General features: G+C 70.3%; 20 protein-coding genes. 12 read left to right on the forward strand and 8 right to left on the reverse strand.

Annotated elements, in window-relative coordinates:
* Nucleotides 1–84: 84 nt before the first annotated feature.
* On the forward strand, nt 85–927 hold the full coding sequence (locus NQV15_RS02045) for an exonuclease domain-containing protein (RefSeq protein WP_232403396.1): 843 nt from the start codon (nt 85–87) through the stop codon (nt 925–927).
* A 3-nt stretch (nt 928–930) separates the two neighbouring features.
* On the opposite strand, the gene NQV15_RS02050 is transcribed toward NQV15_RS02045, so the two are convergent.
* The 3 genes from NQV15_RS02050 to NQV15_RS02060 are packed head-to-tail and all read right to left on the reverse strand — an operon-like array spanning nt 931 to nt 3,256.
* Nucleotides 931–1,770 carry an alpha/beta fold hydrolase gene (locus NQV15_RS02050; protein ID WP_232403397.1) on the reverse strand — a complete coding sequence of 280 codons (840 nt, stop codon included), beginning with the start codon at nt 1,768–1,770 and terminating at the stop codon, nt 931–933.
* A 23-nt stretch (nt 1,771–1,793) separates the two neighbouring features.
* Nucleotides 1,794–2,552 (reverse strand): lysophospholipid acyltransferase family protein, encoded by a 759-nt coding sequence (locus NQV15_RS02055; RefSeq protein ID WP_232403398.1) that lies wholly within the window; start codon nt 2,550–2,552, stop codon nt 1,794–1,796.
* The gene (locus tag NQV15_RS02060; protein ID WP_232403399.1) at nt 2,549–3,256 is read right to left on the reverse strand and encodes a lysoplasmalogenase; all 708 of its coding nucleotides are present in this window, start codon (nt 3,254–3,256) and stop codon (nt 2,549–2,551) included. Before NQV15_RS02060 ends, NQV15_RS02055 begins: the two co-directional genes overlap by 4 nt.
* Before the next feature lie 59 nt (nt 3,257–3,315).
* Here NQV15_RS02060 and NQV15_RS02065 point away from each other — a divergent pair, with 59 nt between their 5' ends.
* Both NQV15_RS02065 and NQV15_RS02070 read left to right on the forward strand, forming a co-directional pair.
* Nucleotides 3,316–3,654, forward strand: coding sequence for an ArsR/SmtB family transcription factor (locus NQV15_RS02065; protein WP_232403401.1), 339 nt, complete (start codon nt 3,316–3,318; stop codon nt 3,652–3,654).
* Nucleotide 3,655: 1 nt separating this feature from the next.
* Nucleotides 3,656–4,132: an SRPBCC domain-containing protein gene (locus NQV15_RS02070; RefSeq protein WP_232403402.1), complete on the forward strand. Its 477-nt coding sequence runs from the start codon at nt 3,656–3,658 to the stop codon at nt 4,130–4,132.
* On the opposite strand, the gene NQV15_RS02075 is transcribed toward NQV15_RS02070, so the two are convergent.
* Nucleotides 4,129–5,067: a sensor domain-containing diguanylate cyclase gene (locus NQV15_RS02075; protein WP_232403403.1), complete on the reverse strand. Its 939-nt coding sequence runs from the start codon at nt 5,065–5,067 to the stop codon at nt 4,129–4,131. The genes NQV15_RS02070 and NQV15_RS02075 overlap by 4 nt on opposite strands.
* 52 nt (nt 5,068–5,119) lie before the next feature.
* The gene (locus tag NQV15_RS02080; RefSeq protein ID WP_232403404.1) at nt 5,120–5,497 is read right to left on the reverse strand and encodes a VOC family protein; all 378 of its coding nucleotides are present in this window, start codon (nt 5,495–5,497) and stop codon (nt 5,120–5,122) included.
* Between the two features lie 201 nt (nt 5,498–5,698).
* Between NQV15_RS02080 and NQV15_RS02085 the strand changes: the two genes are divergently transcribed.
* Entirely contained in the window at nt 5,699–5,824 is a 126-nt protein-coding gene (locus NQV15_RS02085) for a hypothetical protein (protein ID WP_255670292.1), read from the forward strand.
* 7 nt (nt 5,825–5,831) lie between these two features.
* Here NQV15_RS02085 and NQV15_RS02090 read toward each other — a convergent pair whose 3' ends face one another.
* The 3 genes from NQV15_RS02090 to NQV15_RS02100 all read right to left on the reverse strand — a co-directional run bounded on the left by NQV15_RS02090 (nt 5,832) and on the right by NQV15_RS02100 (nt 8,385).
* Nucleotides 5,832–7,244 carry an LCP family protein gene (locus NQV15_RS02090; RefSeq protein WP_232403405.1) on the reverse strand — a complete coding sequence of 471 codons (1,413 nt, stop codon included), beginning with the start codon at nt 7,242–7,244 and terminating at the stop codon, nt 5,832–5,834.
* A gap of 88 nt (nt 7,245–7,332) precedes the next feature.
* Nucleotides 7,333–7,566 carry a hypothetical protein gene (locus tag NQV15_RS02095; protein WP_232403406.1) on the reverse strand — a complete coding sequence of 78 codons (234 nt, stop codon included), beginning with the start codon at nt 7,564–7,566 and terminating at the stop codon, nt 7,333–7,335.
* 63 nt (nt 7,567–7,629) lie between these two features.
* Nucleotides 7,630–8,385 carry a sigma-70 family RNA polymerase sigma factor gene (locus NQV15_RS02100; RefSeq protein ID WP_232403407.1) on the reverse strand — a complete coding sequence of 252 codons (756 nt, stop codon included), beginning with the start codon at nt 8,383–8,385 and terminating at the stop codon, nt 7,630–7,632.
* Nucleotides 8,386–8,593: 208 nt separating this feature from the next.
* Between NQV15_RS02100 and NQV15_RS02105 the strand changes: the two genes are divergently transcribed.
* The 8 genes from NQV15_RS02105 (at nt 8,594) to NQV15_RS02140 (ending at nt 14,901) form a co-directional block, all read left to right on the forward strand.
* The gene (locus tag NQV15_RS02105) at nt 8,594–9,457 is read left to right on the forward strand and encodes a manganese catalase family protein (protein WP_232403408.1); all 864 of its coding nucleotides are present in this window, start codon (nt 8,594–8,596) and stop codon (nt 9,455–9,457) included.
* A complete protein-coding gene (locus tag NQV15_RS02110) occupies nt 9,454–9,648 on the forward strand; it encodes a hypothetical protein (RefSeq protein WP_232403409.1) in 195 nt (64 codons plus the stop codon). Before NQV15_RS02105 ends, NQV15_RS02110 begins: the two co-directional genes overlap by 4 nt.
* Nucleotides 9,649–9,699: 51 nt before the next feature.
* Nucleotides 9,700–10,518 carry a hypothetical protein gene (locus NQV15_RS02115; RefSeq protein WP_232403411.1) on the forward strand — a complete coding sequence of 273 codons (819 nt, stop codon included), beginning with the start codon at nt 9,700–9,702 and terminating at the stop codon, nt 10,516–10,518.
* A complete protein-coding gene (locus NQV15_RS02120; RefSeq protein WP_232403413.1) occupies nt 10,515–10,922 on the forward strand; it encodes a phage holin family protein in 408 nt (135 codons plus the stop codon). Before NQV15_RS02115 ends, NQV15_RS02120 begins: the two co-directional genes overlap by 4 nt.
* Nucleotides 10,901–11,461, forward strand: coding sequence for a DUF3618 domain-containing protein (locus NQV15_RS02125; RefSeq protein WP_232403415.1), 561 nt, complete (start codon nt 10,901–10,903; stop codon nt 11,459–11,461). The genes NQV15_RS02120 and NQV15_RS02125 overlap by 22 nt, the downstream gene beginning before the upstream one ends.
* Nucleotides 11,462–11,595: 134 nt before the next feature.
* Nucleotides 11,596–12,036 carry an SRPBCC family protein gene (locus NQV15_RS02130; RefSeq protein WP_232403416.1) on the forward strand — a complete coding sequence of 147 codons (441 nt, stop codon included), beginning with the start codon at nt 11,596–11,598 and terminating at the stop codon, nt 12,034–12,036.
* 41 nt (nt 12,037–12,077) lie between these two features.
* Entirely contained in the window at nt 12,078–13,259 is a 1,182-nt protein-coding gene (locus tag NQV15_RS02135) for a zinc-dependent alcohol dehydrogenase (protein WP_232403419.1), read from the forward strand.
* A 46-nt stretch (nt 13,260–13,305) separates the two neighbouring features.
* Entirely contained in the window at nt 13,306–14,901 is a 1,596-nt protein-coding gene (locus NQV15_RS02140; protein WP_232403420.1) for a phytoene desaturase family protein, read from the forward strand.
* Nucleotides 14,902–14,966 lie beyond the last annotated feature (65 nt).

Raw genomic sequence — 14,966 nt, forward strand, 5'->3', positions numbered from 1 at the left:
TGTCGCTGGACGGACCTGTCATCGGCTGCGGCTAGCGTGACCCGCAGAGGTCGTCCGTGATGAACGAGCAGTGAGAAGTGCCCCGTGAGAACCAACAAGTACGCCGGACTGTGCGCCGACTGCGGTGTGATCGTCGCCATCGCAGCGGGCTGGCTGATCGGCCTTCCCGGTGCCTGGCGGACGATCTGCCCGGGATGCCAGCCCAAGCCCCCGGCGCGCGCTGACCACCCCGGCTGGCACGAGGTCCCGCTGGCCTCGCTCGACTTCGAAACGACGGGCGTGGACCCGCTGACCGACCGCGTGCTGAGCTTCGCACTGCTGGACGACCGGGGGCACGACTACACGGGCCTGATCGACCCGGGCGTCGAGATCCCGCCGGGCTCCGTGGCGGTGCACGGCCTGACCGCCGAGTCGTTGCGCGGTGCTCCCGCACCGGCCGAGGCGCTCGTCGAGGTGATCGCCTGGGTCCAGGACCTCATCGACCGCGGGGTGGGTCTGGTGGTCTTCAACGCGGCCTACGACCTGACGATGTTGCGCGCCGAGGCCGACCGCTGGGGACTGGGCCAGCCCGACTGGCACCGGCTGCTGGTGGTCGACCCCTTCGTCATCGACTGGGGCATCGAGCGCGGCGCACTCGGCCCGCGCCGGCTCACCGACGTCGCCGCGTACTACTCGGTGACGCTCGACAATGCGCACGACGCCGGCGCCGACGCCCGGGCGGCCCGCGAGATCGCGTACGAGATCGGTCGGCGCCAGCCGACCATCGCCGCGGGGACGCTGGACGACCTGATGGGGTGGCAGCGGTACTGGTTCGCCGAACGGGCGGAGGACTGGAACCGCTACGCGGCAACCGCCGGGCGCAGCCTTGACGACCCGCAGGGATGGCCGCTGGCGCGCACCACGGTCACCGCGGCGCGGACCGCCTGACGATCAGCCGAGCGCGCGGGCGAGGATCGCCTCGGTCAGTGCTTCTGGCGCCTGCTCGGGGATCCAGTGCCCGATGCCGTCGAGCCGGACGAACCGGAAGTCGGCGTCCACGAAGTCGCCGCAGGCCAGCGCCGCGACCGATCCGATCGCCTGGTCCTGGTCGCCCCACACGAACGTCGTGGGCACCTGGGTCCGCGGGGTCCGGCCCAGGTCGCCGGTCATCGCGCGGTACCAGTTGAGCACCGACGTCAACGCTCCCGGCTCGGCCAGGTGGGCGATATAACGGACCACGAGACCGACCGGCACGGCCGCCCCGTACATCGCGGTGAGCCGCCGTGCGCCGTCGGCCAGCAGCAGGTCCTCGGCCTTGCCCTCCTGGCGCAGCAGCGAGATGTACGACGCGCGCTGCTGCTGGTCGGGGTCGCTGCGCAGGGCCGCGTTGTAGGCCGACAGGTGCGGGATCGACACGGCCGTGAACGTGCGCACGCGCTCGGGCCACCGACCGGCGACGACCCATGACACCGCGCTGCCCCAGTCGTGCCCGACCAGGTGGAACCGGTCGATGCCGAGGGCGTCGGCGACCCCGATCACGTCCCCGGCCAGCAGCTCGGTCGCATAGTCCTGCACCAGCGCGGGACGAGCGCCGGGGGAGTAGCCCCGCTGGTCCAGTGCGATGACCCGCAGCCCGGCATCGGCCAGCCGGGGGGCGACCTGGTTCCATGACAAGGAGGTCTCCGGGAAGCCGTGCAGCAGCATGATCGCCGGTCCGTCCTCCGGGCCCGTGGTGCGCACGTCGAAGACCAGCTCGCCGACCGCGACCTGGGTCATGTCGTCATATGTCATGGGCTGTCCTCTCGATGGGTCTGTCACTCGAAGGTATCGCCGATGCGCGCAACGGCATCACGATCGAGCACGGCCGCGGTCTGCGGATCGGGTGCGCTGCCTCCCCGGTCGTGGGGCAGCCACCACCGGTCGGCGTCGTCGCGCGGCGCCTCCGGATAGGAGTCGATCGCCTCGGTGAGCAGCCGTTCCATGCGCCCGTGCAGACGGCGCGACAGCTCGTCGACCGATTCGCCGCCCCGGGCGTGCAGCGGCTCGCCGACGATGATCGTGATGGGGACCCGTCGCCGCAGCGACCAGTGACCGTCGACGGTCAGGACGCGGTGACCGCCCCACACCACCACCGGGACCAGCGGCACGCCGCGGTTGGCCGCGAGCGCCGCGGCACCGGGGCGGAACGGCTTGAGCAGCCAGGAGCGGCTGATGGTCGCCTCGGGGAACACGCCGACCAGCTCGCCGGCGTCGAGAAGCTGCAGCCCGCGCCGGTAGGCGCTGGCGCCGTGCATCCGGTCGACCGGGACGTGGTGCATCGCGCGCATGAACCGTCCGACGAGGGGCAGCCCGAACACCGAGCGCTTGGCCATGAACCGGATGATCCGGCCCCGGGTGCGGGCGGCGTGGCCGATGAAGGTGAAGTCGAGGAAGCCGATGTGGTTCCCGGCGATGACCGCAGGGCCGTGCGCCGGGACGTGCTCGGCGCCGCGGACGTCGAACCGGTAGCCCATGACGCGGAAGCCGGTCGCGAACAGGCGGACGGCGGTCCGGTAGGTCCGGTCCCGGCTCACTGCTGGGACGAGGGGACCCGCGGCCAGCAGTCGGTGTGGATCGTGGGGTCAAAGCTCGTGCCGGCGGCGACCGTCCGGCGCTCGCGGGCCATGATGCCCGTGGTCAGGCAGTAGATCGCCAGGCTGTACAGGGCCATGATCGCCAGCCCGGTCCACGTGGCGTCCGCGTCGATGCGTCCCGCCTCGCCCAGGGCGATGATGCCGTCCGACACCAGGAACAGCGCTCCGCCGATGCCGGCCAGCCGGTCGGTCGACCACGACACGGCTGCGGTGCCGACCAGCAACGCGGCGTACACCGGGATCGGCGCCTTGAGGCCCGGCTCCAGGCCGCCCCAGCACCAGGCGACGAGCGCGATCGCGGCCACGACGTACCCGATCAGGGGCAGCGGGTTCGCACGCAGGCGGTCGAGCGCCCCGCGCTGGACGAACAGTGTGATGAAGCTGATGTGGGCGATGGCGAAGGCCGCCATGCCGAGGATGAACATGCCCTCGATCTCGAGGAACAGGTCGCCCAGGAAGCAGAAGGCCAGCGCCACCACCAGCAGGCGCGGCCCGCGCTGCTGGACCACCCACGCGGCGAGCAGCGGTGCCAGCAGGCACTTGGTGATGCTTGCCCAGGGGGCGAGGTCGGCGCCGTTGAGGACCAGGTGCACGACGGCGGCCGTCCCGAATGCGATGAGCCAGATGCTGCGCGGGGCGGTCATGGACGCCACCGTATCGGCAACTGTTGACAGGCGGACAGCACCGACGAATACTTAAGTACATGGTTAAGTATTCGGAGCCTCTCGACACGATGTTCCGTGCACTCGCCGACAGCACCCGCCGCGCCATGGTCGAGCACCTGGTGCGCGGGCCCGCCTCGGTGAGCGAGCTGGCCCAGCCGTTCGACATGTCGATGCCCGCCGTCGTCCAGCACCTCACGGTGCTCGAGGACGCCGGGATCGTCACGTCGCACAAGACCGGCCGGGTCCGCACCGTCCAGCTCGCACCCGATGCCCTCGTGGCCGCGGGGGAGTGGATCGGCCGACAGCGGCTGCCGGCAGAGCGCCGGCTCGACCGGCTGGGAGAGCTCCTGGCCGCAGACGACACCGAGGAGAACTGACATGACCAGCACACGTACACAGACCCACGCGACCTTCGTCGTGGAGCGCGACTACGCGGCTCCGCTCGAGCGGGTGTGGGCGGCCTTCGCCGATGCCGACGTCAAGCGGCAGTGGTTCGGCGGACCGGAGTTCACCGATGTGGAGTTCTCGGAGGACTTCCGCGTGGGCGGCACCGCGATCGACAACGGGACGATCGGCGGGCACCGCAGCGAGTTCCGGGCCAGCTACACCGACATCGTCGAGCACGAGCGCATCGTCTACACCTACGACATGTGGGCCGACGGCGTCCATGCCTCGACGTCGATCAGCACGATCGTCCTGGAGCCGACGGACACCGGCACGCACCTGACGATCACCGAGCAGGGGGTGTACCTGGACGGGGTGCACGGTCCGGGGGCGGAGGCGGCAGCCGGCCGCGAGCAGGGAACCAGCGACCTGCTCGACAAGATCGCCCCTCTGGTGGAGGCCGCCGGCTAGGCTCGGCGGACCAACTTGGTCCGGTACATCGCGGCATCGGCGTGGCCGAACGCCTCGGCGACGCCGACATCGCCGGCACTCGCCGCGGCGTGCCCCGACGAGGCCCGGATGCCCTGAGCGGTCAGGGCGTCGACGAAGCGCGCGAAGTGCGCGTCCAGGTCAGCGAGCGGCACGTTGTTGGACAGGATCGCGAACTCGTCGCCGCCGTAGCGGGCCACCCGGTCGTCGCTGCTCGCGGTCGCGTCCAGCGTCGCGGCGGCACGGCGCAGCAGCTCGTCGCCGGCGGTGTGCCCCTGGGTGTCGTTGACGGTCTTGAGGCCGTCCAGGTCGATGACCGCGACGGCCACCGGGTCGCCGTACGCCGTGACCCTCTCCTGGGCGTCCTGGACCAGGAGGTCCCAGCCGCGGCGGTTGACCAGGCCCGTGAGGCCGTCTGTCTGGGCCAGTGCCTCGGCCAGCTCAGCGGCACGGCGCTCGCGGTCGGCGATCCGCGACATGTGCAGCTGGGAGGACAACAGGTCGCCCATCAGCTCGACGAGCTCGGCGTCGAGGTCATCGCTGCGGTGCAGCGGCTCGGTGCCGACGCCGCACAGGGTGCCGAACGTGTGGCCCTCGTCGTCCAGGATCGGGGTGCCGGCGTAGGCCCGGATGACGCTCGCCTCCGGGTGGTCGGAGTAGTCCGGATCGGCCAGCGCATCAGGGACGACGCGTGCGGCGCCCTTGGACATCCGGATGCAGAACGTGTCGTCCCACGGCACGCGTCGTCCGACGTGGAGCATGCCCTCGTCGTGCACGTGCAGATGGACCTGCTCGCCGCCGGCGACCCGCGAGACCGACCAGTCGGTCAGTGGCGTGTGGCCGTTCAGGTAGTCCACGATGCGCTGCGCGGCGGCGCTGAACAGGTCCGCGCCGTTCAGGGCGGTGGGAGTGGTCACGGCCCCATTGTGCCGGTCGGGCGACCGGCCCGTGGCGGCTGTGGCGAACCCCTCAGGTGACCAGGCAGAACGGGTGCCCGGCCGGGTCGGCGAACACCTGCCACACCCCGTCGTCCTCCGACTCGTCGATGACCTCGGACAGCTGGCGGGCGCCCAGCTCGAGCACCCGTGCCCGTGCGGTCTCCAGGTCGTCGACCTCGAGGTCGAGATGGCTCTGCTGCTCCCCGCTGGTGCCGGGCCACGCCGGGGGTTCGTAGCCGGGGGACACCTGGAAGGCCATGCGTGGACCGCCGGGTGAGGGCTCCAGATCCCACCAGTCGTCATCGCGGTTGACGATCGGCCGGTCCAGCACCGCCGACCAGAACTGCGCGAGCGGCTCGGGCGCGCTGCACTCCAGGACGATCGTGCGGATGCTCGCGACGGCCGTCATGACGGTTCCTCGTCGATCCCGTCGGCATCGGGGTTGGTGGCGCTCGGCTCAACGGGCTCCGGCTGGCCGTCGTTCTCGACGGGGGCGGACAGGGGCTCTGCAGGCTTCTCGGTCATGGCCGGCCCGTACCCATCGGCTCGGTCGGCATGCATCGGCCGGTTGCGGGTACGGAGGCGATGACATCGACCGCAGGGAGACCAGATGACCGACCAGCCCGACCCGAAGCCCACCGCGACGCCCCGACCGGGCAATCCGGCCAGTGCGCCCACCGACCCCGACTCCGAGGGCAATCAGGTCACGCCGCCCAATCCCGCAGAGGCGCCCTGACAGACGCTCAGCTGCAGAGGGTGTCGGTCGCCTTGCGGGTCGTGGCCTTGACCGGCTTGGGCTTGACCGGGTCCGTGCCGGCCTCGATCCGGTCCGAGCCGAGGATCAGCCAGACGCCGGTGATCGGCTGCTCGACGATCTGCGCCTCGAAGCCGAAGTCCGCATTGAGGGTCTCGGCGGTCTTGCGGGCCTCGGGCGTCCCGTCCACGAAGATGCGGGTCGCCGTCGCCGGCTTCTGCGCCGTGGCGACGCCGGTCACCGTGTAGCCCAGGCCCACCATCGAGGTCTGGGCCGAGGTGCCCAGGCCGGAGGTCTGCGCTGCGTTGAGCACCCTGACCGGCGTCGAGCGGGGATTGGCCGGCGGGGTCCCGCCGGAGTCGCCCGCGCCCTTGTCCGGGGTGTTCTCGCCCTCGACCGGCATCTCCCGATCGGCCTTGATCGCCTTGAAGATGACGTCCGCGTCGTCGGTCTTCACGACCCGGTTGGGGTCGGAGGGTGCGGCCCCGTTGGGCATCGACACGAAGGTGATGCCCGAGTCGGGGACGGCGCGGGCGCGCTTGGCCAGACCGGTCAGCTCGGGGATCGAGGAGATGCCCTCGTCGACCGTGATCGACTTGGTCAGGGCGTTGACGAACTTGAACAGCCGATCCGGCCGGGTCAGGACGCTGGTGCTGCGGGCCTGGCTGATGATCGAGGACATCACGACCTGCTGGTGGCCGAGGCGGCCGATGTCGCTGCCGTCGCCGACGGCGTGCCGGGTGCGCGCGAGCGCCAAGGCGTCCTTGCCCTTGATCTTCTGCTTGCCGGCCGGGAGGTCGAGCTTCGCGAGCGGGTCGACCAGCGGCTCGTCGAGGCAGACGTTGACCCCGCCGAGTGCGTTGACCATCGACGCGAAGCCCTCGAAGTCGAGCTGGACGAAGTGGTCGATGTGCACGTCCGAGAGCGTCTCGACGGCACGGACCGAGCACGCAGGCCCGCCGTCCAGCGCGGAGTTGATCATGACGTTCGCACCACCGGCGAAGGAACCGCTGCCGGTGTCCTTGCAGGCCGGCAGCTCCAGGATCGTGTCGCGGGGGATCTGCACCGCGTCGATCCTGGTGTTGCCCTTGGAGAAGTGCACCAGCATCAAGGCGTCGCTGCGCTGGGTGCCGGTCCCCTTGCCGTACTCCTTGGTCTTGAGGTCGCGCGAGTCCGATCCGATGAACAGGATGTTCAGCGCGCCCTTGGGTGTGTCGTCCTTCACGACCGAGCTGCCGAGCTCAGCGGTGTCGATGTTTCCCTGCAGCCTCCAGATGGCGGTGGCTGCTCCGACACCCAGCACGAGCACGAAGATGCCGGCGCCGAGCAGCACGCGCCGGACGATCTTGCGACGGCGCGAGGGCTCAGCCCTGCGCTTCGGCGCGACGTGGGGGGTCGTCACTCATGTCTCCTGTGCTCGGCAGAACTCCCAGAATACGAGGCTGACCTAAAACCCGGACGCGAACGGGGGGTGATGTGTCGCGCAGGCATCAGTCCAGGACGAGCTCGAAGTCCGCCCGCGCGCTGATCGCGCGGGCGTAGCCGGCGATGTCGTCCGCGCTCGGCTGCGCCTGCAGATGGGCGAATGCACGCTCGATCTCCGGCACGATGACGTCCGGGTCGAACCCTGAGAAGTTCTGCCGAAGCGCCTGGTCGGCGGCCTCGATCTCCTGACGTACGGCGGGGTCGGGCGTGCCGGACCGTGAGCTGACCTCGATGAGCATGCTGTGACGATAGGGCTCGCAGAGGACGGGCGCACGCGGACGTCCGGGCCCGGCGCGTGCCGGCTACGCCGCGTCGACGAGGGCGCGTTCGCGCAGCGCGTCGATGATGCGCCCGAGCGACCGGGACACCTGCTTCTGGGTCGAGTGCACCCTCTCCGCGATCTCGCGCTGGCTGAGCTCCTCGACGAACCGCAGCCGAAGGAGCTCCATCTCGTTCTCCTGCAGCTCGGTGCAGACCGAGGACAACAGGGAACGCGCCTCGGCGGCCTCGTACGGATCGTTCGAGTCCGCGAGCTGTTCGGCCAGGACCGGGCCACCCTCCTCGATGGGACGGTCCAGCGACAGGGAGCGGAAGCCACCGCGGGCGACCAGCACCTCGGTCACCAGGCAGGCATCGATGCCGAGGCTCTGCGCGACCATGCCGATGCGCGTCTGCTGGGGGAGATCCTCCCCGAGGTCGTGCATCGCGTCCAGGACCCGCGACTGCAGGTCCTGCACCTGCCGCGGCGGGCGGATGCACCAGGCGTGATCGCGGAAGTACTTCTTGATCTCGCCGAGCACCGTGGCCGTGACGTAGCCGCGCAGGCTGCCGGCCGTGGGGTCGAAGCGGCGCAGGGCCTTGACCAAGGCCAGATCCGCGACCTGTTCCAGGTCCTCAAGATCGACACCCCGAAGGCGGTACCGGCGCGCCAAGGAGTGGCTCACTGGCCGGTAGGCGGTGACGATCTCGGTCTCGAGCCGAGCACGCTCGGACGGTGGCGCGCCCTGGCAGGCGGCCAGGAGGCTCAGGATCGGTTCGTCGTCAGGAAACGGGGACATGAGAGCACCTCGGGGACGGCTGGCACGTTTCCCGGCTGCTCTTTAACCAGTGGTGTTGCAAGTGCCCCGCGAGTGCCGGTTCCAAACACGCCGCCTCGGCGGCGGCGTGGTCGATGGGGTGCGGCGAGCGGTCTGGCATCCCGAGGAGCCGGGTAACGGCACCGGCAAGCGGTCGCCCGGCCGTCCCCGAATCGCAGGAGGAAATTGTATGTTCACGCATCAAAAAGCTCCCCAGTTCGCCGCACGTCCGGAGGGCCCCGACCCGGCGTTCGCGCGCAAGTTCCAGGAGGTCCTGGGCGGCAAGTGGGGCGAGATGACCGTTGCGATGCAGTACCTGTACCAGGGCTGGAACGCGCGGCTGCCCGGCAAGTACAAGGACATGCTGATGGCGATCGGCACCGAGGAGCTGAGCCACGTCGAGATGATCGTGACGGCGATCGACCAGCTGCTCGACAAGGCGCCCCCGATGTCCGCCGACGACACCACGGGCTCGACGCAGGCCGCCGAGTTCGGTGCCGCGAACCCGCAGCACACGATCGTCAACGGCGGCGGTGCCTACCCGCACGACAGCAACGGCATCCCCTGGTCGGGCGCGTACGTCACCGCCAGCGGCAACCTGATGGCCGACTTCCACCTGAACGTCACGGCCGAGATGCAGGGCCGGCTGCAGGTCGCCCGCCTGTTCCACATGACCGACGACCCGGGCATGAAGGACCTCATCCGGTTCCTCACGACGCGTGACCACATGCACCAGATGCAGTGGCTGTCGGCGATCGAGGAGCTCAAGGCCGATGGGCTCGACGGGCTCCCGACCCCCGAGGCGTTCCCGCTGGAGGAGGAGTTCGACGAGTTCTCCCGCGTGTTCATCCAGGCCTCCGACGGTGAGGCCGCCACCGAGGGGCGCTGGGCCAGTGGGCCGGCTCCCGACGGCCGTGGCGACTTCCAGAGCGCGCTGATCCAGGCGCACGGTGAGCACACGGACCTGGCTCCGGGCGATCCTCGCCTGTACGGCACGAACCCGCTCATGGAGACCAAGGGCCTGATCGACAAGGCGAAGGACGCCCTCAAATGATCACCGTCGGCGACGGATTCTTCAGCGTCCTGGTCACCACGATGTTCGTGACCCTGCTGATGATCGCCGGCGGGATCGGCGTCGCCCTCGGGGTCACGCTCGCCGCATGCGGCATCTACCGCGCGCGCTGCTCACCGCTTCGCCTGCCGCGCGTCGACCGAGGCCACCTGCGAGACACCGTGCACGGCTGATGCCCGCAGGCACACACACGCCCCATCACGTCAACCAACCATGGAGGAAAGATGAGCACACCCACATATGGAGAGAACGATCCGCTCAGCACGCCCCACGTCGACCCGCTCGACACCCCGACGCCGATCGGTGACGGACTGATCGGCGAGGCAGGAATGGGGGAGCCCTCGTCCGCCGGCACGCCCCCCGCCACCGCCTCGTCCGGGACGTCCTCGAGCGGGCAGGACTCCTCCGGCGGAGGCGTCGACGCCGCCAAGGAGAAGGCCTCGGACGCGCTGGGAAGCGCAACCGAGCACGGCTCCGACGTCGTCGACACGGCCAAGGACGAGGCCGTGAAGGTCGCGACCGAGGCCAAGGAGAAGGCCACCGACCTGCTGGCCGACCTGCGCTCACAGGTCGAGGAGCAGTCCAAGACCCAGCTGAAGGGCCTGTCCGCCAAGCTCGGCGAGCTGGCCGACGAGATCCAGAGCATGGTGTCCTCGGCCGAGCAGAACGGCACCGTCAAGGACGTCGCCCAGCAGCTCGCCGACAAGACCCATCAGCTCAGCTCGCACCTCGAGGGCCGTCAGCCGGCGGACCTGCTGGAGGACCTGCGGGGATTCGCCCGTCGTCGTCCGGGAACCTTCCTGGCCGGAGCAGGGATCGCCGGTGTGCTCGCGGGTCGTCTGACCCGTGGCGCGAAGGCGGCGCCGGACACGACGTCGAGCTCTGACTCGAGCTCCGGCTCGAGCACGGGAACAGGCGGGTCGAGCCCGCTGGCGTCGACCGGGACCGTGAGCGATCCGCCGACGTTCGACGTCTCGCCGACGCCGGTCGGCACCCCGGGCGAGGACGTCCCGCTCGGGCAGAACACCGGAGGCCGGCAGTGACCGAGCAGCCGTCGACCGCAGCCCCTCAGGACGGCCGGTCGATCGGCGACATCGTCGGAGACATCGCTACCGATCTGAGCGCGATGGTGCGCTCCGAGCTGGAGCTCGCCAAGACCGAGGCCAAGGCCGAGGTCACCAAGGCCGGCAAGGGCGCGGGGATGCTGGGCGGAGCGGCCCTCGCCGGCTACTTCGCCCTGCTGTTCCTCTCACTGTTCGTCATGTACCTGCTCGGCGAGGCCATGGATCTGCAGTGGGCCGCACTGATCGTGTTCGCCGTGTGGCTCATCGCGGCGGCCGTGCTCGCCGTGCTCGGCCGCAACCGGCTCAAGACCGTGGACCCCGCACTCGACAGAACGCAAGAATCCCTCAAGGAGGATGTCCGATGGGCAAAGAACCAGAAGTGATCGAGGAAGACATCCAGAGCTCGCGCGAAGACCTCTCGCGCGACCTGGACGCCCTGGCCGACCGGGTGAGCCCCGGCCGGGTCGTGGGCCGCAAGGTCGACGGCGTCAAGGGCCGGCTGACCGGTGCCAGGGATGCCGTGATGGGCGCCGCAAGCTCGGTGACCGATGCCTCGGGATCGGCGGCGGGGTCGGTGTCCGGCACTGTCTCCGCCACGCCCGGCAAGGTCTCGAGCCAGGCCGCGGGCAATCCCCTGGCGGCCGGGATCATCGCCTTCGGGGCGGGATGGCTCGTGTCCTCGCTGCTCCCGGCCAGCAATGCCGAGGCGAAGCTGGCCGGGCAGGCGGTGGACATGGCCAAGGAGCAGGGCCAGCCGCTGATGGAGCACGCCAAGTCGGTGGGCCAGGAGATCGGTGACGATCTCAAGGACAAGGCCACCCAGGCCGCGTCCGATGTCAAGGACACTGCGACGGAATCGGCGCAGCACGTCAAGGACGAAGGACAGACAGCGACCGAGGGCGTCCGCAGCGACCTGTCCTGATCGCTGGCCCGTCACGCACCGGTCGGTCCACCTCGTGGGCCGACCGGTGCGTTGCTGTTAGGCCTCCGTCGGGAGGGGTAGTAAAAGAAGGTGGCACCGGACGCCACCTACGACCGAGCCTTTGGGAGAAGTCCATGAGCGTCAACAGCCGCATCCTCCGCACGACCCCCGAACGGGTGTGGGACGTCCTCGCCGACGGCTGGCTGTACCCGCTGTGGGTGGTGGGTGCGTCCCGAGTCCGCGACGTGGACGATTCGTTTCCGGCCAAGGGGTCACAGATCTACCACTCGGTCGGCGTCTGGCCGGCCCTGATCGACGACTCGACCGAGGTCCTGGACGTCGATCCGTACCAGCACATCCGGCTGCGGGCGCGCGGCTGGCCGATCGGTGAGGCCGAGGTCGTCATCGAGCTGGGGCCGTCCGGCGCCTTCACCGAGGTCGTGATCCGAGAGGACGCCGTCGCGGGCCCCGGAACCCTGATCCCCGAGCCGCTGAAGGGCCTGTCCCTGAAGTGGCGCAACACCGAGACGCTGCGACGGCTGGCCTACATCGCCGAGAACCGCACCGCGTCCTGATCCCACGATCCACCCCGAGCACCGACCCCGAGGAGACATGCATGAAGGCACTGACCTGGCAGGGCACCGAGAAGGTCTCGGTCGAGGACGTCCCCGACCCTCGCATCGAGCAGCCGAACGACGCGATCATCAAGGTGACGTCGGCGGCCATCTGCGGCTCCGATCTGCACCTGTACAAGGTGCTGGGCGCGTACCTGCACCCCGGAGACGTCCTGGGTCACGAGACGATGGGCATCGTCGAGGAGGTCGGGCCCGAGGCCGGTGACCTGAAGGTCGGCGACCGGGTCGTGGTGCCGTTCAACATCTCGTGCGGACACTGCTGGATGTGCTCCCGGGGTCTGTTCGCGCAGTGCGAGACGACCCAGGTCACCGAGTACGGCAAGGGAGCATCGCTGTTCGGGTTCACCGACATGTATGGCGCCGTCCCCGGCGGCCAGGCGGAGTACCTGCGCGTGCCGCAGGCCCAGTTCGGCCCGGTCAAGGTGCCCGAGGGCGTCTCGGACGAGCGGTACCTCTACGTCTCGGACGTCCTGCCCACGTCGTGGCAGGCCTTTGAGTACACCGGCCTCTCCAAGGGTGAGACGCTCGCCGTGTTCGGTCTGGGCCCGATCGGGCAGATGACCACACGCATCGCGCTGCACGCCGGCGTCCGTGTCATCGGCGTCGACCGGGTGCCCGAGCGGCTCGAGCTGGCCAAGGCCTGGGGTGCGGAGGTCATCGACCTGGACCAGGCCGGCGACGTGACCGCCGCGATCTTCGACCTCACGCAGGGGCGTGGCGCCGACGCCACCGTCGACGCCGTGGGCATGGAGGCGCACGGCAACCCGATCGCCGAGAAGGTCATCGGCGCGGTCGGCCTGCTGCCCGACGCGCTGGGCAAGCCGGCGATGGAGAAGCTCGGCATCGACCGGCTCGCGGCGCTGAACCTGGCGATCAAGTCGGTCCGCCGCGGCGGCACGGTCTCGGTCAGCGGTGTGTACGGCGGCGCGGTGGATCCCATGCCCATGATGGAGATGTTCGACCGCGGCATCACGATGCGGATGGGCCAGTGCCACGTCAAGCGCTGGACCGAGGACATCGTCAAGGTGCTGCAGCAGGACGAGGACGTGCTGGGCACCGAGTCACTCGCCACCCATCGCCTGCCGCTGGCCGAGGCGCCTGCCGCCTACGAGATGTTCCAGAAGAAGCAGGACGGTTGCGTCAAGGTCGTGCTGAAGCCGTGACGCACAGCTCGGGGGATCTCGAGGTCGCGCGGCGTCGGCCACCGGCATGACGGCACGCGCCCACGACGCCGTCGTGATCGGCGCCGGGCCCAACGGGCTCGTCGCCGCGAATCATCTCGCGGACGCCGGGTGGTCGGTGCTGGTGCTGGAGGCGCAGGACGATGTCGGCGGCGCGGTGCGAAGTGCGCGCGACGTCCACCCCGAGTTCGTGCACGACACGTTCAGCGCGTTCTATCCCCTGGCGCATGCCTCGGCGACGATCCGCTCCTTCGGCCTGGAGGAGCACGGACTCACGTGGAGGCATGCGCCGGCCGTCCTCGGGCACCCGACTCCCGACGGCAGCTGGGCCATGCTGCACCGCGACCGCGAGGTCACCGCCGGCCTGTTCGACCGGGCCCACGCCGGCGACGGCGAGGCGTGGCTCGCGCTGTGCTCCCAGTGGGACAGCATCGGCGACCAGATGATCGGTGCGCTGCTGTCGCCGTTCCCGCCCGTGCGCCACGGCCTCGGGGCGCTGACGAAGCTGCGCAGCGTCGGCGGTCTCGACTTCGTGAAGATGATGCTGACCCCGGCCAGCGATCTGGGCGCCTCGCGATTCGGGGGTGTCGGACCGCGGCTGGTCATCGCGGGCAACGCCGGTCACGCCGACATCCCGCTCAATGCCCCGGGGTCCGGCCTGATGGGTGTCCTGATGTCGATGCTCGGCCAGACGGTGGGCTTCCCGGTGCCCGAGGGCGGCGCCGGCGAGCTCACCCAGTCCCTGCGCCGCCGGTTCGAGTCGCTCGGGGGCGAGGTGCGGTGCTCGGCCGAGGTGACGCGCATCGAGGTCGCCGACCGCCGGGCCACCGCCGTCCGCACCCGGGACGGGGAACGATTCGCCGCCCACCGGGCCGTCATCGCCGATGTCGTGGCTCCGCACCTGTACGGCGGCCTTGTCGCGTGGGAGGACCTGCCCGCCAGGACGGCCTCGGGCATGCGGTCGTTCGAGCTGGACCCGTCCACCATCAAGGTCGACTGGGCGCTGGACGGCCCGGTGCCGTGGGCATCCCCGCCGCCGTACGACCCCGGCACGTTCCACGTCGCGGACTCGGTCGAGCAGATGACCGAGGCCCTCGGCCAGCTCTCGGCGCGGACGATCCCGGCCGCTCCCTTCCTGCTGGCCGGCCAGATGACCACCACCGACCCGACCAGGTCACCGGGCGGGACGGAGTCGATGTGGGCGTACACGCACGTGCCGCAGGAGTCCGTGGCCGATGCCGGCGGGGAGATCCGTGGCGTGTGGGACCGGGACGACTGCGAGAGGTTCGCCGATCGCATGCAGGCGCGCATCGAGCGGCTGGCGCCCGGTTTCGGCAGCAGGATCATGGAGCGTCGGGTGCTGGGCCCCCGCGAGCTGGAGCAGCGTGACAGCAACCTGATCGGCGGCGCGATCAACGGCGGCACGTCCCAGCTGCACCAGGAGCTCGTCTTCCGGCCGGTGCCCGGCCTGGGTCGGGCCGAGACACCCATCCGCGGGCTCTACCTGGGCTCGGCCTCCGCGCACCCGGGCGGGGGAGTGCACGGGGGTCCCGGCATGAACGCGGCCCGGGCCGCACTCACACACAGCCGGATACGTCGAGGGACCTTTGGCCTCTTTCGGTGATCGGATGATTACGTCCGGCGCAAGCGGGTACCCGGATGCCACACGCGGCGGGCCAACTCGGCCCG

The sequence above is a fragment of the Aeromicrobium wangtongii genome, from assembly GCF_024584515.1.
GTDB classification, from domain to species: Bacteria; Actinomycetota; Actinomycetes; order Propionibacteriales; family Nocardioidaceae; genus Aeromicrobium; species Aeromicrobium wangtongii.